Below are 1,732 nucleotides of genomic sequence, written 5' to 3'. Positions count from 1 at the left end.
CAGCTCCTCCGGCGTGTCGTAGGCGCGGTAGGCAAGCCCGGCCTCCAGCAGCGCCAGCGCGACCTCGCGGTGACGGCCCTCGCGGGCCGACTGATAGACGGGCGTGCCGTCCGGCGAGAGGCCGAGCCAGGCCAGCCCGTCCAGGATCACCTGCGTCGCCGCCGCCGTGCTGCGCGCGCGGTCGGTGTCCTCGATGCGCAGCAGGTATTCGCCCCCGTGCCGGCGCGCGAACAGCCAGTTGAACAGCGCGGTCCGGACCCCGCCGATATGCAGCAGGCCGGTGGGGCTTGGGGCGAAGCGGGTGCGTACGGCGGGGCTGTCGGACATGGCCGCGATCTACCACGCGGGCCGGGCACGGGCGAGACGGCGGGCGGCGCGCGCCCTGCGTCCGCCGCCCGTCCGTTGCGCATGGCTGGGCGCTCGGTCATCAAGGCCGCCGACCCCTGACGGACGGCGCTCCCGCTCCGTCGCCGCTGGCATCCGCACGGAGGCGCCGTGACCGACGAGAGCGTGACTGGCGAGAGCGAGACTGGCGAGAGCCCCACCCTTTGTCCGCTGTGCGCGGCGCCGGTCGGCGCGCCCTATGCGACCGTGGCGGGGCATGACTACCACGCGTGCGACGCCTGCGATTTCATCGCCCTGTCATCTTCCACGCTCGACCGCATCGACCGCGGGACGGCGCCCCGGTCGTATGATGATGCGTACTGGGCGGCGGAGCTCGCGGCGGCGCGCGAACGGGCCTGGGGGCCGGCCCTCGCGCGGGTGGCCGAGACGCTGCTGTATTGCCGCGTCCCGGTGCGGCGGTTCCTCGATATCGGCACCGGCGCCGGGCTGCTGCTGGATGCGCTCGCCTGGCATCTTCCGGCGGCACGCGCGGTCTTCCACGGCGTCGAGCTGTTTCCGCCGCCGACGGCCGCGCGGACACTTCACGCCAACTATCACGTGGGCGCCCTGCGCGACCTCGCCGGCCCGTTCGACGCCGGCAGCTGCATCGAGGTGATCGAGCATCTGACCCCGCGCATGCTCGACGCGCTGGTGCGCGACCTCGCGGCCATATCCGCGCCCGGCGCCTGCTACGTCTTCAACACCGGGCTGACCGACTATGTCCGGCACGAGGACCCCGCCTATCTCGACCCGGTCGGACGCGGCCATATCTGCATCTGGTCGGTCGCCGCGGCGCGGCGCGTCTTCGGGCCGCACGGGTTCGTGGTGCATCCGCTGCCCGGCAAGACCTGGGCGTTTCTCGCCGAGTATGGCGGCGGGCCGATGGGCGAGGGCACGGTCGCCGACCGCATCTGGACGGCGCTGCCGGAGAACGTGGCCCTGTTGCGCGATCCCGCGACCGGCTCGGTCCTGCATCTGCTGGGCATCGAGAGCGCGCGCGCCTATCGCGGCTGACGTCCCCCGCCCGGTCCCGCCATTGTTGTCATCCGGCCGGCCGCGTCGCTAGGCTGCGACCGGAGGTTGCATCATGACGGCGCTTTCCATCGCCGGGCGTGCATGGCCGCGCCGGTGGCGCCGGGCTGTGACCGACGCGCTCCTCGACATCTACGAGGGCGAGGAGGGGCGGTTCGCCCTGTTCCTGCCGGTGTTCATGGGGGCGGGCGCGCTGGCCTACCTGTCGGTGCGCAGCGAGCCGCCGTGGTGGGCGGGCCCCGCCGTCCTCGCCGTCGCCGCGGCCGGTGTCTGGGCCGCCCGCTGGACGCTGATCGCGCGCGGCGTGCTGCTGTGC

The 1,732-nt window shown here is 73.7% G+C and carries 3 protein-coding genes; 2 read left to right on the top strand and 1 reads right to left on the bottom strand.

The genetic code is table 11. The annotated features are described in order from the left end of the window. Window positions 1-327: glutamate--tRNA ligase family protein (locus B8460_RS12185; protein ID WP_048861874.1), on the bottom strand; the 327-nt coding region annotated here is incomplete at its 3' end. Between the two features lie 168 nt (window positions 328-495). Here B8460_RS12185 and B8460_RS12180 point away from each other — a divergent pair. Together B8460_RS12180 and B8460_RS12175 are read left to right on the top strand one after the other, a co-directional pair. Next, entirely contained in the window at window positions 496-1,398 is a 903-nt protein-coding gene (locus B8460_RS12180) for a class I SAM-dependent methyltransferase (RefSeq protein WP_048861873.1), read from the top strand. 127 nt (window positions 1,399-1,525) lie between these two features. Then, a partial coding sequence (locus B8460_RS12175) for a hypothetical protein (RefSeq protein WP_158322826.1) occupies window positions 1,526-1,732 on the top strand: 207 nt, incomplete at its 3' end.

The sequence above is a fragment of the Acidisphaera rubrifaciens HS-AP3 genome (assembly GCF_000964365.1).
In the GTDB taxonomy this organism is placed as follows: domain Bacteria; phylum Pseudomonadota; class Alphaproteobacteria; order Acetobacterales; family Acetobacteraceae; genus Acidisphaera; species Acidisphaera rubrifaciens.
The sequence above is the reverse complement of the archived record's forward strand: the minus strand, read 5'-3'. Positions and strand labels throughout refer to the sequence as shown.